The 22,135-nt window shown below is 45.6% G+C and carries 26 protein-coding genes and 1 tRNA gene; 14 read left to right on the top strand and 13 right to left on the bottom strand.

Features of this window, described 5'->3' with window-relative positions:
• Positions 1-156: 156 nt before the first annotated feature.
• The 3 genes from DXN04_RS35760 (at position 157) to DXN04_RS08840 (ending at position 1,269) form a co-directional block, all read left to right on the top strand.
• Positions 157-462 (top strand): DUF2752 domain-containing protein, encoded by a 306-nt coding sequence (locus DXN04_RS35760; protein ID WP_116852978.1) that lies wholly within the window; start codon positions 157-159, stop codon positions 460-462.
• A complete protein-coding gene (locus tag DXN04_RS08845) occupies positions 459-812 on the top strand; it encodes a TM2 domain-containing protein (RefSeq protein WP_116852977.1) in 354 nt (117 codons plus the stop codon). Before DXN04_RS35760 ends, DXN04_RS08845 begins: the two co-directional genes overlap by 4 nt.
• 199 nt (positions 813-1,011) lie before the next feature.
• Complete coding sequence (locus DXN04_RS08840) at positions 1,012-1,269, top strand: DUF4834 family protein (RefSeq protein WP_116852976.1); 258 nt, start codon at positions 1,012-1,014, stop codon at positions 1,267-1,269.
• Between the two features lie 3 nt (positions 1,270-1,272).
• Here DXN04_RS08840 and DXN04_RS08835 read toward each other — a convergent pair whose 3' ends face one another.
• Positions 1,273-1,887, bottom strand: coding sequence for an HAD family hydrolase (locus DXN04_RS08835; protein ID WP_158568914.1), 615 nt, complete (start codon positions 1,885-1,887; stop codon positions 1,273-1,275).
• An 84-nt stretch (positions 1,888-1,971) separates the two neighbouring features.
• On the opposite strand from DXN04_RS08835, the gene DXN04_RS08830 reads away from it, so the two are divergent.
• From DXN04_RS08830 to DXN04_RS35185, 6 genes are all read left to right on the top strand, one after another.
• Positions 1,972-3,075, top strand: coding sequence for a helix-turn-helix domain-containing protein (locus tag DXN04_RS08830; RefSeq protein ID WP_116852974.1), 1,104 nt, complete (start codon positions 1,972-1,974; stop codon positions 3,073-3,075).
• Positions 3,076-3,122: 47 nt separating this feature from the next.
• Complete coding sequence (locus DXN04_RS08825) at positions 3,123-5,558, top strand: M1 family metallopeptidase (protein WP_147319878.1); 2,436 nt, start codon at positions 3,123-3,125, stop codon at positions 5,556-5,558.
• A gap of 108 nt (positions 5,559-5,666) precedes the next feature.
• A tRNA-Ile gene (locus tag DXN04_RS08820) sits at positions 5,667-5,740 on the top strand.
• 129 nt (positions 5,741-5,869) lie between these two features.
• Entirely contained in the window at positions 5,870-6,124 is a 255-nt protein-coding gene (locus tag DXN04_RS08815) for a type II toxin-antitoxin system Phd/YefM family antitoxin (RefSeq protein WP_116852972.1), read from the top strand.
• Positions 6,124-6,378: a Txe/YoeB family addiction module toxin gene (locus tag DXN04_RS08810; protein WP_116852971.1), complete on the top strand. Its 255-nt coding sequence runs from the start codon at positions 6,124-6,126 to the stop codon at positions 6,376-6,378. Before DXN04_RS08815 ends, DXN04_RS08810 begins: the two co-directional genes overlap by 1 nt.
• An 83-nt stretch (positions 6,379-6,461) precedes the next feature.
• Positions 6,462-6,668, top strand: a complete 207-nt coding sequence (locus tag DXN04_RS35185; RefSeq protein WP_199415021.1) for a hypothetical protein — start codon at positions 6,462-6,464, stop codon at positions 6,666-6,668.
• A gap of 136 nt (positions 6,669-6,804) precedes the next feature.
• Here the strand turns inward: DXN04_RS35185 and DXN04_RS08800 are convergent, their stop codons facing one another.
• A complete protein-coding gene (locus tag DXN04_RS08800; RefSeq protein WP_116852969.1) occupies positions 6,805-7,167 on the bottom strand; it encodes a winged helix-turn-helix transcriptional regulator in 363 nt (120 codons plus the stop codon).
• A gap of 76 nt (positions 7,168-7,243) precedes the next feature.
• Here DXN04_RS08800 and DXN04_RS08795 point away from each other — a divergent pair, with 76 nt between their 5' ends.
• Positions 7,244-8,590 (top strand): MFS transporter, encoded by a 1,347-nt coding sequence (locus tag DXN04_RS08795; RefSeq protein ID WP_116852968.1) that lies wholly within the window; start codon positions 7,244-7,246, stop codon positions 8,588-8,590.
• Between the two features lie 161 nt (positions 8,591-8,751).
• Positions 8,752-9,189 (top strand): HD domain-containing protein, encoded by a 438-nt coding sequence (locus DXN04_RS08790; protein ID WP_116852967.1) that lies wholly within the window; start codon positions 8,752-8,754, stop codon positions 9,187-9,189.
• A gap of 178 nt (positions 9,190-9,367) precedes the next feature.
• Here the strand turns inward: DXN04_RS08790 and DXN04_RS08785 are convergent, their stop codons facing one another.
• On the bottom strand, positions 9,368-10,585 hold the full coding sequence (locus tag DXN04_RS08785; RefSeq protein ID WP_116852966.1) for a MutS-related protein: 1,218 nt from the start codon (positions 10,583-10,585) through the stop codon (positions 9,368-9,370).
• A gap of 651 nt (positions 10,586-11,236) precedes the next feature.
• Between DXN04_RS08785 and tmk the strand changes: the two genes are divergently transcribed.
• Together tmk and map are read left to right on the top strand one after the other, a co-directional pair.
• Positions 11,237-11,929 (top strand): dTMP kinase, encoded by a 693-nt coding sequence (gene tmk / locus DXN04_RS08780; RefSeq protein ID WP_116852965.1) that lies wholly within the window; start codon positions 11,237-11,239, stop codon positions 11,927-11,929.
• Between the two features lie 66 nt (positions 11,930-11,995).
• Positions 11,996-12,754 carry a type I methionyl aminopeptidase gene (gene map / locus DXN04_RS08775; RefSeq protein WP_116852964.1) on the top strand — a complete coding sequence of 253 codons (759 nt, stop codon included), beginning with the start codon at positions 11,996-11,998 and terminating at the stop codon, positions 12,752-12,754.
• 134 nt (positions 12,755-12,888) lie between these two features.
• On the opposite strand, the gene DXN04_RS08770 is transcribed toward map, so the two are convergent.
• The 4 genes from DXN04_RS08770 to DXN04_RS08750 form a co-directional block, all read right to left on the bottom strand.
• The gene (locus tag DXN04_RS08770) at positions 12,889-13,998 is read right to left on the bottom strand and encodes an esterase-like activity of phytase family protein (RefSeq protein ID WP_116852963.1); all 1,110 of its coding nucleotides are present in this window, start codon (positions 13,996-13,998) and stop codon (positions 12,889-12,891) included.
• 117 nt (positions 13,999-14,115) lie between these two features.
• A complete protein-coding gene (locus tag DXN04_RS08765; protein WP_116852962.1) occupies positions 14,116-14,925 on the bottom strand; it encodes a ferritin-like domain-containing protein in 810 nt (269 codons plus the stop codon).
• A 19-nt stretch (positions 14,926-14,944) separates the two neighbouring features.
• On the bottom strand, positions 14,945-15,649 hold the full coding sequence (locus DXN04_RS08760; RefSeq protein ID WP_116852961.1) for a ferritin-like domain-containing protein: 705 nt from the start codon (positions 15,647-15,649) through the stop codon (positions 14,945-14,947).
• 210 nt (positions 15,650-15,859) lie between these two features.
• Entirely contained in the window at positions 15,860-16,012 is a 153-nt protein-coding gene (locus tag DXN04_RS08750) for a lmo0937 family membrane protein (protein WP_116852959.1), read from the bottom strand.
• 323 nt (positions 16,013-16,335) lie between these two features.
• On the opposite strand from DXN04_RS08750, the gene DXN04_RS08745 reads away from it, so the two are divergent.
• The gene (locus DXN04_RS08745; protein ID WP_116853391.1) at positions 16,336-16,797 is read left to right on the top strand and encodes a ferritin-like domain-containing protein; all 462 of its coding nucleotides are present in this window, start codon (positions 16,336-16,338) and stop codon (positions 16,795-16,797) included.
• 213 nt (positions 16,798-17,010) lie between these two features.
• On the opposite strand, the gene thiH is transcribed toward DXN04_RS08745, so the two are convergent.
• From thiH to thiS, 6 genes are all read right to left on the bottom strand, one after another.
• Positions 17,011-18,120 carry a 2-iminoacetate synthase ThiH gene (thiH, locus tag DXN04_RS08740; RefSeq protein ID WP_116852958.1) on the bottom strand — a complete coding sequence of 370 codons (1,110 nt, stop codon included), beginning with the start codon at positions 18,118-18,120 and terminating at the stop codon, positions 17,011-17,013.
• A 2-nt stretch (positions 18,121-18,122) separates the two neighbouring features.
• Positions 18,123-18,890: a thiazole synthase gene (locus tag DXN04_RS08735; RefSeq protein ID WP_116852957.1), complete on the bottom strand. Its 768-nt coding sequence runs from the start codon at positions 18,888-18,890 to the stop codon at positions 18,123-18,125.
• On the bottom strand, positions 18,868-19,527 hold the full coding sequence (locus DXN04_RS08730) for a thiamine phosphate synthase (RefSeq protein WP_233525544.1): 660 nt from the start codon (positions 19,525-19,527) through the stop codon (positions 18,868-18,870). The genes DXN04_RS08735 and DXN04_RS08730 overlap by 23 nt, the downstream gene beginning before the upstream one ends.
• Positions 19,497-20,114 carry a thiamine phosphate synthase gene (locus DXN04_RS08725; RefSeq protein WP_158568912.1) on the bottom strand — a complete coding sequence of 206 codons (618 nt, stop codon included), beginning with the start codon at positions 20,112-20,114 and terminating at the stop codon, positions 19,497-19,499. Before DXN04_RS08725 ends, DXN04_RS08730 begins: the two co-directional genes overlap by 31 nt.
• A 58-nt stretch (positions 20,115-20,172) precedes the next feature.
• Entirely contained in the window at positions 20,173-21,777 is a 1,605-nt protein-coding gene (gene thiC, locus DXN04_RS08720) for a phosphomethylpyrimidine synthase ThiC (protein ID WP_116852955.1), read from the bottom strand.
• A gap of 87 nt (positions 21,778-21,864) precedes the next feature.
• On the bottom strand, positions 21,865-22,068 hold the full coding sequence (thiS, locus tag DXN04_RS08715) for a sulfur carrier protein ThiS (RefSeq protein WP_116852954.1): 204 nt from the start codon (positions 22,066-22,068) through the stop codon (positions 21,865-21,867).
• Positions 22,069-22,135 lie beyond the last annotated feature (67 nt).

Raw genomic sequence — 22,135 nt, 5'->3', positions numbered from 1 at the left:
GTCCCCTTCGTTAGAATCATTTTCCTATGCAAAATTAGGATTTTATTTTGATCAAAGCACATTTTCTTTAACTTGTACGAAATAATTTACATAAGGAAATCCACTACCTACACAGATTACGGCAAAATCTAATAACTTCGTGGGACCGTTTGTTATATGTCGATTATTCAATACATACAACGCATTAACATAGAGTTGATCATATGGCCGGTAGCGTTAATCTTATTGTACTGCATGAATCCGGCTGCAGATGGCACCTTTAGTCTCTGCCCATTCAAATGGCTCGGATTTACCTGGTGCCCGGGGTGTGGATTGGGACATGGCATTCATTATTTATTACATGGGGACTTGAAGAATGCAATCCATCATCATGTGTTAAGCCCGTTTGCGGTAGCGGTACTTTTGCATAGAACCTTTCAGATCGGTAGATCACAGTTGAGACTAAAAAACAATCATACATGACCGATTTCTCCTTTGCCATGTTACCTGGCATCGATCAGGAAGAGCTCCTGTGGCTTCAGGAACTTACCAAAGACTACAACGAAGACAATAAACGCAAGTTTATGGCCCTGTACCAGGGCCGCCGCAAAGATCCACAGACCGTTCTCATCTGCTGCCTGGTAGGGCTCGTTTGCTTCGCCGGTATTCACCGCTTCATACTCAACCAGATAGGTATGGGAATCCTGTACTTCTTCACAGGCGGACTTTGCATTGTGGGAACTATCGTAGATGCTGTAAACCACCGCAAACTGGCATGGGAATACAATAAAGTGGCTGCTATGGAAGCCGCTGCCCTGATCAAACAGTACTAAGCTTATTCAGCGCCAGCCCTGCTGGCGCTGCTTTTTTCCCCGGAAGAATGGACCGGCAACCATACGCTGCCATGAACCTTTCCTCCCGGGAGGAAATTTTTTTCCCCACTCCCGGGGGAAATTTTCCTGCCTGTTAAAGGAATCCTAAAATACCCCCATTTTTCTGCCCCTGAACCGGATTAAGGGCTACATTTGTGCTATGAGTCCAATTAGCATTATCATCGCATTTATTATAGGATATATACTATATAAGTTCGTATTTAACCTGGTACTGCCTATGTACCAGACAGCAAAGCAGGTGCGCCGCCAGATGGGTGACATCCAGGACCGTATGCGCCAGCAATACGAACAGGAACAACAGTATTATCAGCAACAACAGCCGAATAATTTCGGCAGCCAGCAGACGAAGCCCAAAGCAGATAAGGGTGATTATCTCGATTTTGAAGAAATCAAGTAATCCCTATCTGAATATGTCTGTAATGGTCCTGGGTGCAAGGAGATGAATGGTCTGCACACCGACCGCTGTAGCCCCCTCTATATTTGGAAGGGTGTCATCGATAAATAAGGTCTCTTCAGGTTTCAACCCGTTCTCATCCAATACCAGCTGATAAGATTCCTTGTCTGGTTTGCGATAGCCAATCAGATGAGAATAGTATGCTTTATCAAAAAACTCCGCCAGAGAAGGTATTCCCCTGCTGTTTTCCAGGATTTTATTAAACGCTGCCAGATGGATGGCATTGGTATTACTCAGCAAATACAGGTTGTAATGCTGCCTCAATTGCTGCAGTAACTGTAACCTGCGTAGCGGAAAGTCCAGCAGCATCGCATTCCAGGCATCAACAATCTGTTGCGCTGTAGTACCCTCAGGGGTATGTTTCAGCATTTCTGTCAAAAATTCTTCAGTACTTACCCGCCCCGTTTCCAGGTCATCGAATAACTTATTGCCTTTGAACTGGCTATACAGACTGGTAAAGTCTGCCACCCCCAGGTCTGCAAATGCCTTATATGTAGCCTGATAGTCAATATTCAGGATAACACCGCCGAGATCGAATATGATATTTTTAATGCCTTTCATACTTAGAATGCTATTGCTGTTCATTGCAAATTAATGTCTATGCCCGAAAAATTTATTTATTTTCAGGTAGTTTAACCTGGTTCCATGCATCCTGCTTTCAATACACTGATGTTGTCCGGGACCCTGCAGGGGTTCATTATGTGCGGGTTACTTTTCTTTTCTCATAAAAACAAATATGCTAACCGGCTGCTGGGCATCCTGATCCTGCTCATTACCCTGGCAGTATTGAATATGTACCTGTCAGGCGTGTCCCGGCTTCCTGCTATCATTCGCTTTGCGTTGAATTTCCTGCCTTTGATCATCGTGATGCCCATCGGGCCACTGATCTATTTTTATGTCAGATCGGTTACGGATCCGGACTTCCGTCTGCGCCGGCGGGATCGCCTGCACTTCTGGCCGGTGGTAGTAGATGTGGTTCCCCAGGTAACTGCCCTGGTGTTTGTATTGGGCGTTAAGGCAGGGGTAGTTGCAAATAATGGCCGTCCATGGGGAGAATTTATCGACACCTATAATGTGTATGCTGATATTCCCCGCTGGGCATCGATTACAGTTTACCTGTTTTTTGCCTACCTACACCTGCAAGGTTTTAACCTGGCAAAGGATCGGCTGAAATGGATGAAACAGTTCACAGGAGTGTTCATGGCTTTCCAGGCAGTGTGGCTGCTTTATTTAATACCCTATGTAATACCTCAGCTGACAGATAAGGTGTTGGATACGGTGGACTGGTATCCTGTGTACATTCCGATGGTCGTGTTGCTATACTTATTAGGCATCAAAGGCTTATTGATGCCGGAAAGGGAGATAAAGGCCTCCCCTATCCCCCCGGAAGAACACCTGGTTTCCACAGTCGTGCCCCTGTTGAAAAAGGCAATGGAGGAAGATCACTTATTTCTCAACCCATCACTGAATCTTACTTTATTATCTGAACATATCGCAGTTCCACCCAAGACTATATCGGCAGTTTTGAACCAGCATTTGAATAAAAGTTTTAGTGAATTTGTGAATGGATATCGCATAGGGGCGTTCAAAGTAAGGGTGTCAGATCCTGCTTTTGAGCACCTGACGATTATGGGACTTGCCCTGGATTGCGGGTTTAATTCCCTCCCTACCTTTCAGCGGGCATTCAAAAATATGGTGGGAATGTCGCCTAAAGAATATATCAAAATGAATGATCAAATCCGGATTTGAGTGGACTGGTGGCGGGTATTCCTGTTGCTTTGGAGAAAAAAGATTCCATGAAGTATTTGTTTCTCCTGTTGTTTCCTGCATCCGTATTTGCCCAGATTGTTAACCTCAGAGAAGTGGCAGTGCGCCCCGGCCAGGTATTGGAAATTGTCAGAAAGATGCTTGCCGCAATTCCCCGGAATTATGATACAGGTAGTTTTACAATGACCGCCTCTTACCAGGAAAATATCCGCCTGGCAGGGGATACACTTAATTTCAATGAATCTGAACTTGCAATAAAAGGTGATCAGTGGAAGGTGGTGAAATATGGGCGGAAGCAATCTTTTTCAAGCCGGGATTTTGCCTTCTACAGCTGGATCAGTAATATCAATAATGCGCCTGGGGGTGCGCTGCATGAAGACATAATTAAATACGCAGCGACTAAATACTCAATTTTGAACCCTGTTTATTTCCGTTATTACAATTATTATCTGGATACTTTATTGAAAGATCAGCTGGTGATCGCCGTGGTGCCCAGGAATCATAATAAGAAGGGGTTTGTGAGAGGGCGCTTATTTATTGATACAGCCAGTCTGGCGCTTGTAAGGTGTGAACTGGTGGCGAGTCCGGCTGGAATCAGGCATGTAAACAGGCATGGTAGAGGAGGGATTAGATATTCCATGATGGCGGCGTATTTGAGGGCTTCGATAAAGTTTGAGCAGATTAGGGTGGAGATGGATTATCAAAAGCAGGATGGGAAATATTACCTCCATAATGTGAGGCGGCATTGGGAATCGGTGATTAATAGTAATAAGCGGGGGTTGAAAGATGCACCCTGGCGGGCGGATTTTCTGCTTTCGGTCAATTCGGTGTCAGCTGAAAAGAATTTAACCCCACGGGATTCCCTTTCCCGGGATAAAATTTTTTTAAATCCCCCTACTCCGGATAGTTTCCGGGATTCAACTGTTTCCTGGCAGCCGCAGAATTTTACCCGTGCAGATACACTCAGGGGAATGCTGTCCCCGCTCCGCTCCTGCTATGACGTGACTTTTTATCATCTCGATGCGGAAGTCGACCTGGATAAGCACTTCATCAGTGGCAATAGCCTCATTCGTTATAAAGTGCTGTCACCTTTCGACAAGATGCAGGTAGACCTATATGCAAATATGCTTATTCAGAAAATCCTGTTCAAAGGGCAGTCTTTGAATTTTACCCGTGAAGCAAATGCCGTCTTTATTCAGTTTCCGGGGCAGCAACCAGCTGGCGAAGAACAGGAAATCACTATATATTATGAAGGCACTCCCCAGGTGCCTGACAAGAGTATCAGCATGAAGGGCGGTGTACTATGGGATAAAGATGATTTGGGCAATCCATGGGCCCAGGTGGTTTGCCAGGGTTCAGGGGCTAGTCTGTGGTGGCCTTGCAAGGATCATTTATCTGACGAACCGGATAGCATGCGGATCTGGATTACGGTGCCTGAAGGTTTTTCAGAAGTCTCCAATGGCCGTTTACAGCGCCAGGTGCCGCTGCCTGGCCATAAAACCAGGTATGAATGGGCGGTGAGCTATCCTATCAATAATTACAATGTCACCTTCAGTATTGGCAAATACACGCATTACACAGATCATGGTGTGAACTATTACGTCATGCCTTATCACCTGGAACAGGCAAAAGTATACTTCAGCGAGATCCTTGCTATGTTAGCCTGCTATGAGGAGCATTTTGGCCCCTACCCTTTCCCTAAGGACGGTTTTACGCTGGTAGAAAGCCTTTATCCTATGGAACACCAGAGTGGTGTTTGTGTAGGCCGGATTCCTGCAGATCCTCATCCTGAATTTGCATTTGTCGTCTGGCATGAGGCTGCGCATGAGTGGTGGGGGAATAATATCAGCTGTAAGGATATAGCAGATATGTGGATCCATGAAGCCTTTGCTACCTATGCAGAAAGTGTATATGCTGGTTGCCGGGCTGGAGATACGATGATGCGGGATTTTTTGAACGAACAGCGGCAGCAGGTGAAGAACAAACGGCCGGTGACAGGGTTTTACAATGTGAATGACATATTTTATGACATTGATGACATGTATACTAAGGGAAGCCTGATGCTGTTTACCTTACAAAACGTGATCAATGATAAAGGGCTTTGGAAGCGATTACTTCCGGCTATTCAGCAGCATTTCCGCTACCAGACCTTATCTGCTGAAGAGTTGGAGCAGTTTATTTGTGACTTTACAGGAAAAGATTATCATTATTTTTTCAGGCAGTACCTGCATTATACCAACATTCCGCGTTTGGAATACGAGCTTGCAGAAAAAGGCGCAGATCTAAGGGTCAGGTATCGATGGGTGGCAGATGTTCCTGGTTTCCGGATGCCGGTGAGGGTAAAAGGGCGGGATTTTATTTATCCTACGCTGGAATGGAAGATGCTGACCCTTCATAACCAGGCGGCGGCGGATTTTGAGATAGATGATGAGAATTTCTATATAGAGGCGGAGGAGCTGGAATAAAATTTTTTACTCTTGGTTTGGTTAAATTGAATAAATTTTAAGTAATTTCGCCGTCCCGCAAAGGGACCCGAGAAAGTTTACATATATAATTTCGTTCTGAAAAGAACAGCTCCTATAGCTCAGTTGGTTAGAGCACCTGACTCATAATCAGGGGGTCACAGGATCATGCCCTGTTGGGAGCACGAAGATAAAGCCTTAGGCGCATAGCCTAAGGCTTTTTTGTTTGTTTAATTGAAAAAAATTAATATTTTTGTACTGAATTAAGTACGTATAAATGTACTTATACTGACATATTGTTAAATAACGTGTTTATGCAAGTTGTAAACTATAGCGAATTTAGGCAGCAACTTAAGGCGCATTTGGATAACGTGACGGAAAATCATGATACGCTTATTGTGCCAAGAGGTGGAGATAAAAGTGTTGTGATTATTTCTTTGGAAGAATATAATTCCATATTAGAAACGCTACACCTTATGAAGTCTGAGAAAAACAGAATTCGCTTAATGGAGGCGATTGAGAGAGCAAATAATGGTATTAGTGAAGATCATGAATTAATCGATGATTAATGAAATTAAGTTGGGACCAAAATGGTTGGGACGATTATCTGTATTGGCAAAAAACAGATAAAAAGATCCTTAAAAAAATAAATGAGCTGATAAAAGATACAATGCGTCAGCCATTTGAAGGTTTGGGCAAGCCAGAAGCGTTAAAGGAAAATTTGACGGGTTGCTGGTCGAGAAGAATAGATCAAGAGCATCGGTTAGTGTATAAAGTATTGGATGATGCTATTCTAATTCTACAATGTAGATATCATTATTAAATTGTCAATTTAAATGGGAAGTCTAAATATTAGGCTTCCCATTTTTTAAACCACCTGACTCATAATCAGGAGGTCACAGGATCATGCCATGTTCGACCCTATCTTCGAACGCGCGGAAAATTAAACGTACCTCTCTACATTCCTCCAGGCATATACCTCTCAAAGGCATTGCCGATATCTATTACAACAACCTGTCAGGCAAAGAAGGATTCGTAGAAGCCCTCGCCTGCTATGGCTGGGGATGGGCTTCTTCACCCAGCCACCATTCCGACTGGCATTGGACACAATAGAATTGACAACCTGTTATTCTCCGTCGACTACCCTTTTAGTACAAACGAAACGGGCAAAGAATTCCTGAACAATACCGGTCTTTCTGTCGCTGACCAGGAGAAGTTAAAATATAAAAATGCTGAACGCATTTTAGGTCTATAACTGCTTTCCATACTCCTCTCCCCAGCGGCAAAGCGCATCCATCACCGGTATCAGTTGCTTCCCCAGCTCCGTCAGTTTATACTCCACCCGTGGCGGTACCTCGGGGAAGACTTCTCTTACCAATATTCCATCTCTTTCCAGCTCCCGCAACTGTGCTGTCAATGTACTATGCGTAATATATTCCAGCTCTTTTCTTAACTCCCCAAACCGCTTCGGACACTCCTTCCGTATACTATCCAGCAGCAACAACTTCCACTTCCCTCCTATCGCCTGCAGAGCATTCATCATTGGATTGTCAAAATCCGCATTTTTTCCTAAGATAAGCGACTGACGCTGTGCAATAGTATCTTTTTTCATACCTAATACATTCTACAACACTACTTGATTTACAATCAGGCCCAGCCCAATTTTGTCCATCTAAAAGTAACGTATTATGTCGTATCGCCGGGCCTCGCTCTATATTGTCTGCACTGCCAGTTTTTTATCCGTACTCGATCTGTTCATTGTGAATGTGGCATTGCCTGCTATCCAGGCTGGCATCCATGGCACAAATGGGGATGGCCAGATGATAATGGCACTCTACTTATTGGGTCACGCCATCTTTCTCATCACCGGTGCAAGAATGGGCGATTACTATGGACATAAAAAGATCTTCATCTGGTCCATGTTATTATTTACGCTCGCATCTGCCTGCTGTGCGGCTGCACAAACCGCCACGCAACTTAATACAGGAAGGTTTTTGCAGGGAGCCTTTGCCGCTTTTATGGTTCCCCAGAGTATCGCATTTATTCAACTCTTATTTCCGGAACAACATGAAAGATCCAAAGCACTGGGTGTATATGGCGCTATTGGAGGAATCGCTTCTGTAACTGGCCAGTCCTTAGGGGGCCTGCTCCCTGAAATCGCTGGCTGGAGATGGCTTTTCATCGTGAATCTGCCGATAGGATTGATAGCCGTCATTATCGCAAAATCCTACCTGGAAGAACCTGCACCAACCATAAAAGGGAAACCGGATTATGCAGGAATATTGCTACTCAGTAGCGGATTAATGGCATTGATCTATCCACTCATCAGGGGTAGAGAAACAGCCTGGCCACTATGGAGTATCATATTAATTCCTGTATCATTGTTATTGCTGACACTATTTACTTTTAGCCAGCGAAAAAAAGATGGATTGATAGATCTGCAATTATTTCGCAACAGAGATTTTAATATCGGACTTGGTGCTGTCGTCGCCTATTTCATTGTACAGGATTCTTATTTTTTTATGAATACCATGATGCTGCAATTAGGAATGGGATTGAGTTCCGGCCTGACGGGTATATATTTCGTAGCACAAGGTTCAGGCTTTGTAATTGCTGCACTTTATTCTATAAAGTTAGTCGCAGTATATGGGAAAAGAATATTGCAGACAGGTGTATTATTGATGATTGCGATGTTGCTCATGCATATACTGTTTATTACAACAAGCGCTTATTTATTTGTCGTGATTTTGTTTTTGTATGGATTAGGATGTGGTGCTGTGCTACCCTCATTATTAACGCTCTCATTGCGGAAAATTCCTGTATCACTGGCCGCTACAGCAGCAGGTACTTATGTTACGTTTCAACAGATTTCTATTGCATTGGGAATATGTATTACGGGCGGTTTGTTTTTACAGTTGCTGGGTGACACTCCCACGTGGCAGCAATGGTTGCAGGCATATAGATCCGCGACAGGTGTAAATATCTTTTTCCTGGTGATAGTATGCTATTTACTGGCCAGGCTAAAAAGAACATAATCTGGGGTCGTACTATCCTGCACCATATGATCACCCCGCTGCCATGGCCATAGGCAGTGCTTGCGCCTTCCTCATTTTCTAATCCGAAGATGATATTGTCATTATTTTATTTACTACCTTGATGGTCTGTTTCCCCGAAGAGTATTTTGAAAAACTTTTTTATGATAACGTTAGAAAGAGCTATTGAGATTGCCGTAACAGCCCATCACGGCCAGAAAGATAAGTACGGAGCCCCCTACATTGGACATGTATTAAGAGTCATGAATATGGGCATTACTCCCGAAGAAAAAATCGTAGGTGTGTTACATGATGTAGTGGAAGATACTGACTGGACTTTTGAACAACTCGCTGCCGAAGGCGTAACACCTGAATTGCTGGAAGCATTAAAAGGTGTCACCAAATTATCTGAAGATGAAGACTACGATCATTTTGTAAACAGGACCTTGCAAAATCCATTGTCCTGTGCGGTAAAGATGAATGACCTCACTGATAATATGGATGTAAAACGCATACCGGAAGTCACTGAAAAAGATGTAGCCAGGTTAAATAAATACCTGAGAGCGTATAGGAAAATTGCCGCAGCGAGGATTGGTAAATAACTTTGCCGCCTGCAATAGCGATAACTCACCGTGAACTGAATTGCCGCAACAAGGATTGGCAAATAACTTTGCAGCCTGCAATAGCGATAACTCATCATGAACTGAATTGCCGCAGCGAGGATTGGCAAATAACTTTACAGCAAGGACCATTTAAACCTCTGCTCACTTCAAAAAACCCTTATTCCAGCAACTTCGTCAATCCCTCCCGCTCAAAAATAAGTCTGCCGAACTTCAGGTCAGACCATCCCCTATCCAGCTGATAAGCGTTCACTGGTACGCCATCCCGTATGCCTGCCCGCAATTGGTAAGGTTCATAAACCTCCGCTTTCAGCATACCCGCCAGCTGATACAAATGGGTGGAAATAATAAAATGACATTGCTTAAACTGGCTCAAACCCATAATGGTAGTATATGTCACATCCATAGCATCATCTATATTCGTGCCCCTGAAGATCTCATCGAAGATCGCAAAACACCGCTGTCCTTCCTTCGCCTGCATGGCCGTATTTTTAAGATGCACAATCTCCTGCATAAAATGACTAAATCCATTCTTCAGGTCATCCGTCACATTAATTGCAATCAATACCTGGTCATAAAATGGGATCCGGCAATTCTCTGCCGGCACTGCCAGCCCTAAATGCGCTAATGCCACACAAAGCCCGATTGCCTTTAGTGTCGTTGACTTCCCTGACATGTTAGGGCCCGTCAATACAATCATATTACAGGTCGTCTGCAGGTTGTTTTTGACCGGATTTTCCACCATGGGATGCCAGAATTGTTCTATCACAAAATGGTCCGCAGAAAAGCTCGGAAGCGAGAATCCATGCTTCCGCGTTCCCATCGCCAGGGACCACCAGGCCTCATATTCAAAGAGGGAATCCCAGAACTTTGCGGTAATATTTTGTTCCCTGCACTGCACCAGTTTACGGGCAAAAGCGAAGATCTGCTGGAAAGTCGGCTCCTTCGGTAATTTGTCCATCTCCAGTGCCTCATAAAGTGCCTTTGCCGGTCCGGCAAAATCTTCCAGCAATGGCCTGCCCAACAAGGGTAAAAGGTATTTCCCATAGATATTCCTCAGCAGGCGGATTGTCTGCATACACCTGCCCTGCAACTGGTATTTGTCCTTTCCAAAGTATTGAAAGATAGAGCTTTCAGGCAGTTCTATATAGGTGGTGAATTGATACACCTCCTGTAAATCTGCCTTATGATAGGTGAACCCCAGGATCCGCTCCCAGTGAAATAAAAATGCCTGTAATAATTGCTGTCGCTCCATTATGGCAGAAAATGATAAGCGTGGCCCCGAAAAGATATCATATAAGCGCTGACTGGATGAAGGATGTAAGGTGTAGTCAAACAAACGAATGATCTCTTTTTCTATGGGTAAAGCTTCAGGCATACAGGTACTTTATTGCCTTTAAAAGTAATGTATAAGACCCTTAAGGATATGTTAAAGAAAATGCGCAAATCCCGGTATCGCTGCGAGTAAGCAAACAGGATTCATTAATCATTGTTTAAACCTATATTAGGCCAGGCCTAAAGGCCCATCCCTTTGTATTTTATAACCGTGTCAGACCGCACATGAGTTGTAACTACCTGACACCCAATGAGGCACATACAAAAGAGGGCGCTTTGTCCTCAAAATGGAAGAAAGGAAACAAAGTAATGAGTATTTTACACCTGTAAAGCGCTTGCTGAATCAAGCTCCAACCTGTAAAGCTAATTCTGCATACAAGGTCAACTGTAGGTTTTTCTGTACTAAGACAAGCCTAGCTTCTAAGGGAGATATCCCGCAGATAACCCGCAGATAACCCGCATATATCTCGCCAATAACCCGCATTCTAAAAGAGGCGGATTATCTGCGGAATACCTACGGGTTACAGATGGGTTAGCCTTAAAAATGCATACCAGACATACTACGGCAAACCCGATCCTGCACCCGGATCCTATTTTATACAGTGATTCTTCCGAACAGGAACTATTTCCCCAACAGAAACAGATTTTCCAAATGGAAAACAGATGTAATATCTTTACCCCCTAAACCAGATCAATGCGAAAAAGCAGATTCATAGCCGTAGAAGGACTCGATGGAGCAGGAAAATCGACCCAGATTGACTTACTAAGCAATTACTATCACCAGCAGGGTATTGAAACCCGCTTCATCCACTTTCCAAGAAGTCAGAACGGTGGCGTATTTGGCGACCTGGTGGCAAAATTCCTGCGCGGTGAGTTCGGAGATGTGAAAAATGTACACCCGCAGCTGGTAGCCCTCATTTTTGCCGAAGACAGGAAAGACTTTGCCAGCACCATCAATGAATGGCTGGCCAATGGCTATACCGTTCTGGTAGACAGGTATGTGCTGTCGAATATCGCCTTTCAATGCGCGAAGCTAGACACAGAGACCGAAAAGCAGGAATTGCGTGAATGGATTAACATGTTTGAATACGAGTACAACCGCATTCCCCAGCCGGATCTCTCCATTTACCTGGATGTGCCCTTCTCCCACACTGAACAGGCGCTGACCAGGAGAATGAAGCATGAAGACCGTAGCTACCTGAATGGCAAGGAAGACATCCATGAAAAAGACTTCTCCCTCCAGCTGGCAGTGAGAAAAGAATATGAAGTACTGGCAGATACAGACCCTGCCATTACCAAAATAGTATGTTATGATAAAACAGACAGCATGCTGCCTATTGCGGACATCCACGCAAGCATCGTAGCCTGTCTGGAAAAACTGATTTAAAACATTCCTGGAAAAGGAAGTTCATGGCTAAGTGTAATACCCTTTTCCAGATAAAAAGAAGGAATTATGTCCATTACATCCACAGCAGAACTAAGTGGCATGCAGGCCATCAGTGAAGTAGTTGGTAAGGTGTTGCAGCTGATGCGTCAATATGCCGCTCCCGGCATGTCTACCAAAGAACTGGATGAGTATGGCGGTGCTTTATTAACCCAAATGGGTGCCAGATCGGCCCCGAAACTGACTTACAATTTCCCTGGTTATACCTGCATCAGTGTGAACAACGAAGTGGCCCACGGCATCCCCTCCGCACAAAGAATTTTGCAGCCTGGTGATCTCGTCAATATCGATGTTTCTGCTGAACTGGCAGGGTATTATGCTGACAATGGAGGCTCTTTTGTACTGGGAGAAGACCTGTTCCGGCATGCAGCCCTTATCAATGCCTCTATCGAAATCCTGCACAAGGCCATCCGCAATATCAGCGATGGCGTACGCCTGGCCCACATTGGTCGTATTGTAGAAGATGCCGCCAAAGAAAAAGGATACCGGGTCATCAGGAACCTGGTCGGCCATGGCATAGGCAGAAGTCTGCACGAAGCTCCCCGAGAAATCCCTAACTTCTACGACCGGTTCAACAGAACCCGTTTCCGCAGTAATTCTGTGGTCGCTATTGAGACATTTATCTCTACAGGGGCAAACTATGCTGATACTTCGGGGGATGGCTGGACACTAATCACCAAGGATGGTAGTTTTGTGGCCCAGCATGAACACACTGTGCTCGTGACAAGTGGAGAACCTATTATTCTGACTGCATCAAATGGAATATAGGGTTTTCACGGATAGCCTAAAAATTGGCATAGATTATACATTCAAGATCTCGAATGATTCTCTAATATAGTTGACATTAAGTGGATCTCCAAGTATACAACCAGATGATACCACTCATTGATAAAATAGTATTGTTATTTGATTTCGAAGATGTAAAACTGCGTTTCTTCTTGGTCAGAAAAATTATTGTCAGCCACACATATAAGGCTTCTGTGGCCGTTTGGCAACCTTGGTCCGAAACTCATCCCTTCCACATTATCCACATAGGTATCCAGACTTTCAAAATTGAACAAAGGCTTTTTCGCAACAGGTGTGAAGTGGGTATCGGTCTGCAATGACTGGATCGCCGATACATCTGAAGCATGAGACAGGTCTGCCTTATAAAGACGGATCGTGCAATTCTTTACGCCTGTGGAGAAAGAGCGTTCCATGATGAGGAGCCGGGTATCTGACAATACGAGGATATCCGGAATACCATTGATGGCAAAGGCATCTGCTGGTGCCGGTGCGGCTGCTATAGGTGCCAGTCTGTAGGCAAACTGAGCTATGGGCTGCCTTGTTTGCAGGCTGTATTTGATAATGCGGATCCAGGCGCTTTTATCTCTCAGATCTGCACGTGGACCATCTTCATAACGGGGTTCTTCTACACTGACAAACATATACTTTCCATCAGGAGTGATACCCAGGCCTTCGAAGGTGCCATTCTTGCGGGGGCCATTGTTCGTGGCCTGCATATGCAATTGTGCAGGAATGGGGAATGAGCCGATAAACTGCCCTTCCCTGGATATTTCATAAACAGCAGGATCTTTTAAAATGGTGTCTTTAGCATTGATAATACGTTCTCCCTCGCTGCTCCAGACCAGGTGATCGCTATGAGGATTGTAACGCATGGCTTCCGGATCCGGTGCCAGGTTTTTGGTAGCGGGGAATGGACGGCCATCGGGCATAGGAAGTGAAGTCACAGCAGTGAAAGTTATTTTGTCGCCATTCACCGGCACCCGGGCCGTGTAAAAACGGGCTGCCTGGTGTTCCGAGCGGTCATCGCAGATGAGGTAGTATACATTGCGGGAGCTGTCGTAGTCAATACCTGAGAGCCCTCCTATCGTAGTGCCATTGAATGGCGTGTTGTATGGAACAGTTTGTTTGTGTAAAAGGCGGAGCTGAGATACATCCGAAGTATTCACAGAATGACGGGAGGTGCTGCAGGCTGCGAAGAGCAGGCTAAACAAAAGATATTTTCTCATGTCAGCAAAGGTAAAGCCCTTTAAGAAAAAATGCTTCTGCCATGGGCAAAAGCATTTTCCTTAAAAAAATTTTTTTCGGCCTTCGGCCGCCGGAACGTATTAAGCGGAATGTATTAATTAAACGATAAATAAATTCGCAATCTCTAACACCGCCTCTTTTGTCAGCGGTTCATCAAACGATTCTGTGGCTGCATCCTGCGTTACCTGTGTAGCGATACCTGTGATCGTTACATTGGCCTGTATTTCATTTTCCTCCCCATTATATACCGGTTGTGTGGCCGCGATATCCGTATACTTGCCGGTAATCCATGGTTTGATTTTAGTATCGCCAGTCAGTGCTCTGCGCATAGAGCGGATGTGCGCCGCATGCCTTGCTTCGATGGAGTGAATCTGCAGGGCTGCTGTAAGTACGGTAGAATTTTCCATCAGCGTAGCGGCCTGTCCTTTGTAGGCCCTGACACCCGTATCTTCAAATGCCTGTGCAACACCGAGCAGTGTACCGTAGTTGGTAAATACATTGCTGAATGTACCTCCTGCCGTGAAATCAAAGGTAGGTTTATCGACAGGTGTACCACTTGCACTGGTAATCGCGGATTTCAGGAAAGCTACGTGTGCAGTTTCATGAGTGCCGATGGTGGTGAATGCCTGTAGCGATGCAGCTGTTGGGAACAGGGACGTATGAGTGATCGCTTGCGCATAAAACTCCGCTTCCAGGTATTCCAGTGTCAGGGCGAAGTTGAGCACAGCCAGTACATCCGCCGGGGTACGGCCATATGCTTTTTTGAGCATGCCGCCCAGGGCGAAGGGCACTGCTGACATGGCTAATACACGGCCAAACTGCTTCATCACATTTCTGCGGGTATCCAGCCTCTCATATATTTCAGGGTCTTTTTTCTCTATTTCAGAAAAGATATTTTGCAGGTCCATGAGTGTAGTTTTTTATAAGTTATTTGGGGAGAGTATTTGTATTGATCTTTGTTTTGATGTAAACGCCGGCAGCTGCAAATACATCTGCAGGTGTTTTAGCTGCATCCAACCCATTACTGTCAGCATTCGATGAGAAGGAGCCTGCGCTTACCAGGTCGCGGATGTACGCTGCATGGCGGGCTTCTACAGATACAATTTTGCCTGCCAGGCCCAGGTAAGCCGGTGTGGTTATATATTTACCTGCACCGTTGTATGCAGATACACCGAGGTCTTCGAATGTCTGTGCTGCTGCCAGTACCTTGTCTCTGCTGGTAAAATCAATACTGCTGAAATCAACCTGTAAATCCTGGATAGCCGATGTACTTAAGGCTTTGCGGAAGAATTCCCTGTGAGCAATTTCATGATTTCGTATATCAGTCAGAAAAGACATTTCCTCGTCGCTGATGCCTGTATACGGGGTTAAGATCACCTGGGTGTAGAAAGCCGCTTCCAGCTGTTCCAGTGCGAAAGCATAATTTAATACAGCAGTATCGCCGCTGCCAAGGCTTACACCGGTGCCATCATTGTCATCATCGCTACTACAACTGCTAAGTACAGATCCTGTTGAAAGTACGGCTGCTCCCATACCTGCATATTTTAAGAATGTACGACGATGTACGTTAGGCATGGCAATGCCATCCTCAAGACCATTGCTGGTTTCGGAGTGGGTCTTCCGTGTGAACATAAGAAGGAATTTAAATATTAGAGAATTAAAACAAACATCACATGACTATATATATCCTGGTGCCCATCGGGCGGTTTCTCAAACGTGTAAATTGATATACGTGCTTAAAGAGAGATTGGTTTTTAAGGTAAAAAAACTACAGCCGACTGAAGAGGATAATGCTCTTCAGCCGGCTGTAGTCGATGAAATTCCTTATTCTGAGGCAGGCCGTTAAACAGCTCTGCCGCGTATTATATTTACGAGGATAGCAATAATGGCCAATACCAGTAAGGCATGTATCAGGCTGCCCGCGGAGTAAACAAACACGCCCAAAATCCATCCGATGATCAGAATAATCGCAATTAAATAAAGTAAGCCGTTCATATCAAAAAGATTTGGTTATCTTAAAGAATAGAAAATTTGTGCCAGTTAAGCAGCTCTTCCCGGAGATGTGCTTCTGACAGCGGTGTAAACCGTTTTAGCGCCCCGGAATCCTTATACATACTGCATTTGCGGCCGAAAAGCTATGTAGAACATATTCCCCGTAGGGAGGTAAAATGTACGCTACTGATGAGTGCTTTCCGCTGGCAGTAAGTATATTCATTGCGGACCAGCTGCTAAACCTCCGTTCAGAAAAGGCTGGTAAAATTTTTGAATTTTATTTTAGAAAGAACACAACATTCTTCATTCATTTAAAAACTATCATCATGCAATTGAACGAGAAATTGATAGAGGCCCTGAATGATCTGATCAGGATCAATAATGACCGGGAAGCGGGATATCTGAAAGCCATTGATCAGACAGATGATGCTGATCTGAAAGCATTGTTCCAAAGAATGAGAGAAGAAAGTATTACTTATATAGATCAACTGAACGGTATATTGCAGGATGGTGGCGCGGAGTCTACACACAATACTACTATTTATGGTAAGCTGTACAGAACCTGGATGGATGTAAAAGCGACCTTCTCCGGGCATGACAGGCATTCTATTCTGTCTGCATGCGAGTATGGAGAAGATGCCACCCAGCGGACCTATGAGGATGTACTGGGCTCTGATATCTCAATGCCATATAGTATCCGTGAGCTGATCGCCAATCAACGCAGGGCACTGAGAAGTGCACATGATACCGTAAGGACTTACCGTGACCTGGAGAAAGTAGTTCACTGAACATCCTGTTCATTATAAGCATGGCTGTTCTTTTTGTTCAAAATGAAGCGGAATGCTGTTGTTCATTATGCGCAACTTACATTTGAATTCAAAGAATAAACGGCTACTTATGTTTATAAGTAACAATTTCAGTAATGGATTTAGGTAAAAATAACAGTCCCGTCTGCAGGCGGGACTGTTGTATTTTTTGCAGCAGGCTGACAAATGCCGGGTTTAGAAAGCTCTGTCCCAGTCTTTCCAGACGGCCTCATAGCCTTTGTTTCTAAGCATCTCCGCAATCATTCCCGGATCACGTTCATCTGAAATTTCAAATTGCTCCAGTGAATCATCTCCCAGGGTATAACCTCCCGGATTCGTCCGCGAACCCGCACTCATAGTAGTAATACCCAGTTGTATCACATGATCTCTGAAGCTGGGAGATTCCCGTGTAGAAAGACTTAGCTCCAGCTCCGGTGATAATAATCTATATGCACAGATCAATTGCACCAGCTCCCTGTCATTCATCACCGCCTTTGGCGTTAAGCCGCCTGCACAAGGGCGCAAACGTGGAAATGAGAGACTGTAGCGTGTTTGCCAGTAGGTCCTTTCCAGGTATTGCAGATGCAATGCGGTAAAGAAACTATCTGTACGCCAGTCTTCCAATCCAATTAATACCCCCAGCCCTATTTTGTGAATGCCCGCTTTTCCTAAGCGATCAGGCGTTTCGAGACGATAATGGAAATTCGATTTACGCCCTTTGGGATGATGCAGTTTATAATCCGCTTCATGATACGTTTCCTGGTAAACCAATACGCTGTGCAGTCCCAGTGGAATGAGCGCCTCATAATCTGATTGATCCATGGGCTGTACCTCCATAGATATGTTGGAAAAATGAGGCCGGATCAGCTCCAGCATTTCCCTGAAATAAGGAAGGCCTACGGTTTGCTGCGCCTCGCCTGTCACCAGCAATACATGGTCGTATCCCATATCTTTGATGGCCTTTACTTCCGCCAGTACTTCTTCCCTGTTCAGCGTTTTGCGGGCAATTTTGTTATCAAGACTAAACCCGCAATAGGTACAGATGTTCTGGCATTCATTGCTGAGGTAAAGCGGAATATACAACTGCATGGTATTGCCAAAGCGCTGTCTGGTAAGTTGCTGGCTCATATGAGCCATATCGGACAAATAGGGTGCTGCGGCCGGAGATATCAATGCTTTGAAGTCTTCGATCGTGCGCCTGGTGCTATGCAAAGCCTGTTCTACATCTGCAGGGGTCTTTGCATAAATGCTGTCTTTTACCTGCTCCCAATCATATTGGGAAAAGAGTGTTTTAAAATCTGCCATACTTATACTTCATCCAGGAATCCAATAAGAGGGCTGGAAGCCACAGCCTGTTTATATACCGGTGGTAGTCCTGCTTCGTAAGCCATCCTGCCTGCTACTACCGCTGTTGCAAATGCCTGTGCCATGGCTACAGGATCTTTGGCTACTGCAATAGCTGTGTTGACGAGTACAGCATCTGCACCCATCTCCATGGCTTTTGCGGCATCGGAGGGACTGCCGATACCTGCATCAACTACCACAGGTATCTGGCTTTGCTCAATAATGATCTCCAGGAAATCAGCAGTGCGCAAGCCTTTGTTACTGCCTATGGGGGATCCCAGTGGCATGACTGCTGCCACACCCACCTGCTCTAACCTTTTGCACAATACAGGATCTGCATGTATATAAGGCAGCACAATGAAACCGAGTTTCACCAGTTCTTCGGCGGCTTTCAGGGTTTCAATAGGGTCCGGCATCAGGTAGCGGGGATCAGGATGTATTTCCAGTTTTATCCAGTTTGTTTCCAGTGCTTCCCTGGCTAATTGTGCAGCATACACTGCTTCGCTGGCAGTTCGTACGCCGGAGGTATTCGGCATTAGTTTGAAAGATTGCAGGTGGCGCAGCATGTTATCGCCGGTGTCCTGGATGTCCACTCTCTTAAGCGCTACTGTGACCAGTTGTGTGGCAGAAGCCAGCAACGCCTGTTCCATCAGTTGTAAGGAAGAAAACTTCCCTGTACCTGTAAAGAGCCGTGAACTAAATGTATGATCAGCTATTTGAAGTGATTGCATGTGGTATGGTTTGATAAAGAGAAGATAAAAGCTGGCGTTTGTCAGTAGCGTGAGTTATAAGTCCGCTAACGGCAATACCCTGGATACCTGTCCTGAATAAATCGGGAACATCCTCCATGGTAATGCCGCCGATGGCAATTACGGGGATCTTTACATCCAGCTGTGCCATGATGTTGCGAATCCCTTCCAGGCCCAGGATCGGACTCAGTTTTTCTTTGGTCTTTGTAAAGCGATAAGGGCCTATGCCTACATAGTCGGCACCATCTGCAACGTGTTGCAGAATGTCTTCGAGTGTATTGGCAGTACCACCTACTATTTTATGTGGGCCTAATATTCTACGGGCGGCAGCTACTGTCATATCCTCTTTACCTACGTGGGTGCCGTGAGCATCTACCAGGGCAGCAATGTCCGGGTGATCATTGATAATAAGTGTGGCACCATGCGCATCGCACACCTCTTTTGCCAGGGCTGCGGTGGCTGTAATAGTGGGAATATCTGCCTGCTTCATGCGCAATTGAATCCACTTACAGCCTGCTTCGCAGGCCATTCTGATATTGTCCAGGTGTGAGTAGGTGTCAGTCTGCTGTGAAATGTACTGTATAGAAATCATGATGAGCTGAATGAATTGCCTGACCATGCATCGCGGATACTGATAAAGTTCCGTACTGCACGTTCCGGGTGTTGCCAGAGGGCTCCATGCAGGGCAATGCCATCGAAGCGCATATGGCGGGCTTTGTCAGCCGTATGCTGATTGATGCCGCCTAATGCAAGAACATTGCCTGCATAGCCATCTTTGTCCAAACGGAAGTTTGTGTCAAACGCGGCCATATATCCAGCTTTGGAGATGCTGTCAAACACCGGGCTCAGAAGCACCTGACTCCAGATATTACTTACTACCGGCAAGGTCTGCACACTATGAATACTGGTACTGAGTATGCAGCCTGACTGTTGGTACCTGAGCAGCTCTTCCTGCGAAACAGATCCCCTGATGGCTTCCCCAAAATGTATCCCCAGCAGACCATAGCGCTCACATAAAACAGGGTGATTGGCGATGATAAGATGAGGGTAACAGGAGGGATTTGCCGCGAGCAATAACATCTCATAATCCGCCTCCTGCCATCCCGGTTTGCGTACCAGAATACTATCAGCACCTTCCTGTAAAAGTTGTAACCAGAGGGTTGGTTCGTGGTTTATCTTGCCTGTATGTGTGATGATCTGTATCAAAGTATTGGTGTTTGAATCATTGATCCCAAAACTGTACCGCGATTATATAACTGTCAGATTATGAATAAATAGTACTTCCCTGTTCACGAAATGCGCTGGCTTTTTCCGCCATACCAGCTTCCCTTATTTCCTGGGTGATCTTCATGGAACAGAAGTGTGGTCCGCACATAGAGCAGAAGTGTGCGACCTTGGCTCCTTCTGCAGGCAGGGTTTCATCGTGATAAGAGCGGGCGGTATCGGGGTCCAGTGCAAGATTGAACTGATCTTCCCAGCGGAATTCAAAGCGTGCTTTGCTAAGGGCGTTATCCCTGTGTTGTGCACCAGGATGGCCTTTGGCAAGGTCTGCTGCATGAGCGGCAATCTTGTAGGTGATCACGCCCTGGCGAACATCTTCTTTGTTGGGTAAGCCCAAGTGTTCCTTGGGAGTCACATAGCAGAGCATCGCAGTACCAAACCAGCCGATCATAGCGGCACCGATGGCGGATGTAATATGGTCATAACCGGGTGCGATATCCGTCGTCAATGGCCCTAATGTATAGAAAGGCGCTTCATGGCAATGTTCCAGTTGCTTGTCCATATTTTCTTTGATCAGGTGCATGGGTACGTGGCCCGGGCCTTCGATCATGACCTGTACATCGTGTTTCCAGGCTATTTTAGTGAGTTCGCCCAGGGTTTCCAGTTCTGCAAACTGTGCGGCATCATTGGCATCGGCAATGCTACCGGGGCGCAGACCATCGCCTAATGAAAAAGAGACATCGTAGGTCTTCATGATCTGGCAGATCTCTTCGAAGTGGGTATAGAGGAAGTTTTCTTTGTGGTGTGCCAGGCACCATTTGGCCATGATGGAGCCCCCGCGGGATACGATGCCCGTCATGCGATTGGCTGTCAGCGGTATATAGCGCAGCAGTACACCTGCATGAATAGTGAAGTAGTCTACACCCTGTTCAGCCTGTTCGATAATTGTATCACGGAAGATTTCCCAGCTGAGGTCTTCTGCTTTTCCATTTACTTTTTCCAGTGCCTGGTAAATGGGAACGGTGCCAATGGGTACGGGTGAGTTGCGGAGGATCCATTCCCGGGTTTCGTGAATGTTTTTCCCGGTGCTGAGATCCATGATGGTATCAGCGCCCCAGCGGCAGGCCCATACAGCTTTCTCCACTTCTTCTTCGATGCTGGAAGTCACGGCGGAATTGCCGATGTTGGCATTGATCTTTACGAGGAATTTACGTCCTATGATCATTGGTTCACATTCCGGATGATTGATATTGGCAGGGATGATAGCCCTGCCCGCGGCTACTTCCTGTCTGATGAATTCGGGTGTAATGTATTGTTCAGTGGCACCCTGGTTTTCGCGGATGGCGATGTATTCCATTTCCGGTGTGATAATGCCTTTGCGTGCGTAGGATAACTGCGTTTCATTTTTTTTGTTGGAAGTCCAGCCGGCGCGCAGCCTGGGCAGGCCTTTGCGTACATCGATATCGATGTTTGGATCGGTGTAAGGTCCGCTTGTATCGTACACGATGAGGGGTTCATTAGGTGTGGTTTCTCCCTTGGTGCCGTGGAGGCGTGTAGGTGTCAGCGTTATTTCTCTCATGGCTACGCCATTGATGTAAATTTTCCTGGACGCGGGTAATGGCGTGCGTGAAATGTTTTCGATTTTCATACAAAAAATAAGATGAGTGAAGAAATAGGAAGTCCTGCTGCGAGGGGGAATCCCTGCAGTGCACAGATGCTTGTTCAGAAAAGGAAATTAGCCTCCCTGGGTAGCGCGGATGATGGTAATACTATCTGCGGTTTGCAATACGTGTTGCGGCCATGCGGGTTTAGGGATGACTTCCCTGTTGATGGCGACGGCCAGACCTTTGTCTGATGGTAATTGGATAAACTGTAAGAGTGCAGCGATGGTTGTCCCCTGCTGCACCGCATAAAGTTTATTGTTTACAGTCACTTCCATGAGTGCATGAATTAAGGTGAAACAATAAACTTTAAGGATGGTAGAAGATGTGAGGATTCAGTTAATT

The organism is Chitinophaga silvisoli (assembly GCF_003412465.1).
In the GTDB taxonomy this organism is placed as follows: Bacteria; Bacteroidota; Bacteroidia; order Chitinophagales; family Chitinophagaceae; genus Chitinophaga; species Chitinophaga silvisoli.
The sequence above is the reverse complement of the archived record's forward strand: the minus strand, read 5'-3'. Positions and strand labels throughout refer to the sequence as shown.